Annotated in this window: 6 protein-coding genes and 1 pseudogene; 6 read left to right on the forward strand and 1 reads right to left on the reverse strand. The window is 56.5% G+C overall.

Going from position 1 to position 4,924, the window contains the following annotated elements; genetic code table 11:
* Nucleotides 1-309: 309 nt before the first annotated feature.
* Entirely contained in the window at nt 310-669 is a 360-nt protein-coding gene (locus ACZYSM_RS28875; RefSeq protein WP_489077045.1) for a hypothetical protein, read from the reverse strand.
* Between the two features lie 356 nt (nt 670-1,025).
* On the opposite strand from ACZYSM_RS28875, the gene ACZYSM_RS28880 reads away from it, so the two are divergent.
* The 6 genes and pseudogenes from ACZYSM_RS28880 to ACZYSM_RS28905 all read left to right on the forward strand — a co-directional run bounded on the left by ACZYSM_RS28880 (nt 1,026) and on the right by ACZYSM_RS28905 (nt 4,535).
* Nucleotides 1,026-1,532, forward strand: a complete 507-nt coding sequence (locus tag ACZYSM_RS28880; protein WP_489076985.1) for a hypothetical protein — start codon at nt 1,026-1,028, stop codon at nt 1,530-1,532.
* Nucleotides 1,533-1,541: 9 nt separating this feature from the next.
* Nucleotides 1,542-2,078, forward strand: a complete 537-nt coding sequence (locus tag ACZYSM_RS28885) for a DUF5384 family protein (protein ID WP_489077047.1) — start codon at nt 1,542-1,544, stop codon at nt 2,076-2,078.
* 1,251 nt (nt 2,079-3,329) lie between these two features.
* Nucleotides 3,330-3,578: pseudogene (locus ACZYSM_RS28890) on the forward strand (group II intron reverse transcriptase/maturase); the annotation flags it as partial.
* 84 nt (nt 3,579-3,662) lie between these two features.
* The gene (locus tag ACZYSM_RS28895) at nt 3,663-3,986 is read left to right on the forward strand and encodes a peptidase M48, Ste24p (protein ID WP_489077049.1); all 324 of its coding nucleotides are present in this window, start codon (nt 3,663-3,665) and stop codon (nt 3,984-3,986) included.
* 1 nt (nt 3,987) lies between these two features.
* A complete protein-coding gene (locus ACZYSM_RS28900) occupies nt 3,988-4,260 on the forward strand; it encodes a hypothetical protein (protein ID WP_489077051.1) in 273 nt (90 codons plus the stop codon).
* Between the two features lie 5 nt (nt 4,261-4,265).
* The gene (locus tag ACZYSM_RS28905) at nt 4,266-4,535 is read left to right on the forward strand and encodes a hypothetical protein (protein ID WP_489077053.1); all 270 of its coding nucleotides are present in this window, start codon (nt 4,266-4,268) and stop codon (nt 4,533-4,535) included.
* The last annotated feature ends 389 nt before the right edge of the window (nt 4,536-4,924 follow it).

Raw genomic sequence — 4,924 nt, forward strand, 5'->3', positions numbered from 1 at the left:
ACCCGAAAATCAGCAAAATGAGGGCGAAAATCGGCCCTGGAAATGCAAAATAAGGCCGGCAGGTTGAAAAAAACCGGCTTGGCAATGGGGGCGGTGCGAACGGGTTAATTGTTCAGCGTCTCCTTAGTGGACTAGGGGAATGGATTAGGTGCGCGGGACGATGGGGGCTTCTCCGTTTGGGCTTTGATTCCGTTTGGCGGAAGGTTGGTCTGGGGTTGTCGAAGAAGCTGGCGCACCCGCTTGTTTATTCGCTTCATGCGGCGTTGCCGCCGATCACCGCACTACACGGGGTCGGCATTGGCCCAGTCATTACTGGGCACCGTAGTAAGCGAATACGACCAGGGCGATGGATATGCCGATAGTCCAGCGCAGCGCTGTTCGGCAGGCGTAGCGGGTGATCGCACGAACTGATGCGAAGAAGTCGGCATGCTCTTCGAGTAGCTGGGCGTAATGACAGGCGTTGTCGTGGCCAGTACGAGCCCCAGGAGAGAGGCGGGTGGATCGGTCGATCACATCAAAGGTATTTTTCCCTAAGGACACAACAGTAAAGCGCGAAGCTCGCACCGGTTCTTCACGACCGATCATCTTGTACATCTCCGAGGTGGACAGCGAAATACGACCGCGCAGGGCTTGAAGGACTGCTTGGCTTTGTTGGATAGTCTGGTTCATATCGACTCCTTGGTTGTGGTTGCGTTTATTCGCCAGGACCCTGACTTTCGGGTGTGGTGGTAGGCGTGGGGGAGGGTGCTGACGAATAAAGGCGAGGCATAAAAAAGCCCGAGGTTTCTACGGGCTTTCGTTGCGTCACATAGCCCTCCCTACGTCACGCTGGTAGACGCTTTGGCGTCTTGGTTGCGTTGTGATTACCGTATCCGAATACTCATATCTCCGCACGCTCAACGACCCAGTCGTGAGACGCCAGGGTCAAACATATGAGACGTGGTGTGAGGGGGAGGGGCGCACAGTTTCGCGATACTTGCTCAGTAGCTTTGACGTTACCTACTGAATGCAAGGAAATGAACCACATGCTCAAGAAAACTCTGGCTGTCATCTCGCTGGCGGCACTGGTTGCCGGCTGCCAATCGACAGGCGAGCAGTACCAGGCTGACGTGTTCGATGCTAGCCAGGTCAACACTAAACAGGCGGCCAAGACCGTCACCATCATTTCGGTGACACCGGCCAAGATCAAAGTCAGCAACGAATCTAACCGGAAGGCAGCGACTCTGGTCGGTGGCCTGATCGGCGCGGTCGGCGGCGGTGCGCTGGGTGCGGGCCATAACCGTGATACGGCCTTGGTCGGCGGCGTAGCCGGTGGCGCTGCCGGTGCCTTGGCAGGCTCAATGGTCAACGACACTACACTGGTACCAGGTGTGCTGCTGGGCTATTCCGAAGCCGGCAAAATTTACACTTCGACCCAGGTCGGCAAGCCTTGCGAGTTCGCTCCAGGCCAGGTTTCCCTGATGGTGCAGATGCTCAACAACGAGACTCGCATCCAGCCAAACGCCACTTGCCCGCCACCTGTCAAAGCTTAGGAGGCAGGCATGAAAGGATTCAGCATTGCATTGTTGTTGTCGCTGGTGACGACGCAGGCCTTCGCCCAGTCGCAATTCGACCAACTGCACCAGATTGAGGTCCAGCAACAGCAAGTCGACGCCGCCCGTCAAGCTGACTATCAGCGCCAGGTAGCCGCCGCACAGGCGAAAGCAACCGCAAGCGACGCGACCAACCGCCGCAACCGGTTGGTCGCGCAAAAGCATGCGGCCGAGCAGGCTGCAGCCGAACGCCAGGCCAAGGCTCAGGAAAACACTCGACTGCGTACCCGTGACGAAAAGGCCGAGGACGAAGACCGAGCGCTCGATATCGAAGAACGCAAGCTGCGTCTGCAGGCCCTCAAGGCCAAGACTGACCGTAGCAACGACTACATCGATGCTGAGCTGCACAATAGCGCCGCCAAGACCGACGTCATCCAGTCCAATGCCGATGCTGCGCGCAACGTGAGCTCAGGTGCCAAGGCTCTATTGGAGGACTCAGGCAAGGCCGAGGTCAATCGCTCGACCAAATGGTTTGGCAACAACTGATTGCTGCCGCGCTATCAATCGCTTGGCTGCGCTGGTTGTTATGCGTGGATGGCAGCAGCATGTACTCCCTGACGATGGTTTCGCTCAACAGTCCCGATCTTGATCTATAGGTTTCTCGTTACTTTGCGGTTTTCCGCGAGCAAAGCCCGATTCTGAATTGGGCTTTTTGCTTTCTACAGTTCATCGAGCCTCGGCATTTGCCGGGGCTTTTTATTTGTGCGCCAGGCATGGCGCGTTGCGCGCAAGCGCAACCAGCTTGGCTGTGGTGGCCTCGCTGGTGACTTGGAGGTGCAAGTCCTCTACACACCCGGCAAGGGGAAGTGTTAGCCAGAGGCAAGGGTGTCGCGGGTGACTGCGGATCTGAAGGAAGCCCGAGGCAAAATGCTGGCCTGACGAACAGGAAGCGGATCAGATGGCGCAGCGGGGTAAGAAGGCAAGTATCTTCAAAGCCCAATACTTGCGTGTGTCACGAACGCTGGCGTAAGCCAGCGATGCTGTATCGAAGATGGGAGTAGGCCTCCCGAAGTCCGCTTGCAGGAGCTGGCTTCAAACCGCCCGGTGCTGCTGCGTTCAAAAGGCGTGGTGGTGAGCGACCGTGGAAAAGGCGTCAATAAAGGCGTCAGGTACGTATTGAGCAGATGAGCGAAAGCAAACCGTCCGAAGACGCATCGTTAAGGGCTCAAGCGCTGTCAGAACCGAGGCTGGCAAGTAGCCTTGGGAGCAAGTCTGGAGGACACCTGCTTACCGTCCAGATGGCAGCCGGTGTATAGGCGGCATGAGCTCAATACAGGCTTTGATATGGAACGTGAGAACCTCGCCTTTGATGCCAAGGGAAATGACAAGCGGCTATCACCGCAAGAAAGAATACCGATGCAAAGGCCGAGGGGCGGAGCCATTCGTAGTAGTGATGAAGTTCTTGTAATGAGAATGGAGCGAAGGGATGGCGTTGCCCAGCTCGCTTATGTCGTCAACCGGCTTCGGCGGGGAAGAGCGGCATGAGCGCAGCAAAGTCGTACAGCATTTCCAAACTGATAGTTTGGGAGGCCTTCCAGCGAGTGAAAGCCAATCGAGGAGCCGCTGGGATAGATGAACAATCTATTGCCCAGTTCGAGCAGAAGCTGCAACGGAACCTGTACAAGGTTTGGAACCGCATGTCGTCGGGTTCCTATTTTCCGCCACCGGTTCGGCAGGTGGAAATTCCGAAGCAATCAGGAGGCAAACGCAAGCTGGGTATTCCGACAGTAGCCGATCGGGTGGGTGCGTCACAAACTTCGCTGTATCATCTGGCGCCAATGGAAGCAGCCCTCGACGAGGGCGCGCAACTTGATGCGTCTAGGGCTCAACGAAGCTCGTGCTTGTCACTCAGCATTCAACGGTCGAGGCCCTTGGTGGAATTCGGGAGCACCCCATATGAATCAGGCGCTGCCGAAGAAACTCTGGGATCGACTCGGGCTGGTCTCAATACTGGACACGATAACCCGGCTTAACCGCTTAACCTGAGCCGCCGTATACGGAACCGTACGTACGGTGGCGTGAGAGGACGGCGGATGTGAATCCGCCTCCTACTCGATTCTGGAGTTCCCAATGGCAGAACCAACGAGTGCTGCCTCTGGCGTCCTGCTCGGTAAGTACGGTGTGGTCATGGCTGCATTCCTCGGCTCGATCCTATCTCTTGGTTACCTGAAGGATCTGACCCGATGGCAGGCGACGACCGCAGTAGCCACGGGGTTCTTTTTCGCGGTCTACCTGACCCACCCGGTCACGATGTGGCTTGCTCCCAAGCTCGGCTTGCCGACTGACGATTACTTTTTGTGCGGCACATCCTTTGTGCTGGGCCTGACGGCGATGAACATCATTCCAGCAATCAAAGCGTTCATCGGCTCGATCCCAACGACGCGAGGCGCCTGACATGAACAGCTTGTTTTCATCTGTCCTGGCGGCTACGGACGCTTTTCTGTGCGTGCTTGTGGTTATCGCCGCGTACGACGTCCTGCGCCGGATTCGACCACTGGCCCAGCCTTTGTTGCGTGCTGCGCTCTACCTGGTAGCCATCGGTGCGTTCGGAGTATTTATCACAACGTTCGAGCATGCCTGGGTGAACCCGTTCAGTGTGATGTTGCACGCCGGGGTGGTGCTGTATGCCTGGGGCAAGCGTGGGGATGTCTTTAGGACTATGGAGTAACCGTTATGTCAGGGCCGTTTGATATTTCCATCCGCAGTAATCTGAAAGAGATCACCAGGTCGCTGTCGGCCTTGGCCAATAAGCAGATCGCGTTTGCCACTGCGCAGGCCCTGACTGAGTTGGCCAAAGAGGTCCAGGCTGACGAGATCGAGAACATTGCCACGACCCTCAAGAAGCCCAAACCGGTCTGTCGGCATGCAGGGCGCTCGCAAGGACACGCTCAGGGCAAGCGTGTTTGTGCGTCCTGTTTCGGCCAAGTACCTGGCTCCGTATGAGGATGGCGGCATTCACGTATTGCCCGGTGACAGTAAGCCGCGTCGGGTGCGCCAGTATCCAGCTCGGTCATTGAATTCGTGCGTTTATCTGTAAGCCCAGCTGCCCAGATATTCGTCGGGTGTTTGGCGTTTAAGCTTTGTCTTCGATTCGATTACCTGACGCTTTAGCATTTTTGTGGCGTGAGACACCAGGATCAAACATATGAGATCTGAGGAGGGGGGGAGGGTGGAGAAGATCTGTCAGATTGATTTTGCCTGCCATCAGTCTAGTGTCCTGAGCGTGTAATTCGTTTATCTAAAAGCATATCGATATACTGACCAGACTTCGACCTCACTGAGCAGTAGTGCACATGGCCAAGCCCGCCGCCCCATTCGTTTTAACGCCATCT

It is taken from the genome of Pseudomonas sp. F220 (assembly GCF_057813935.1).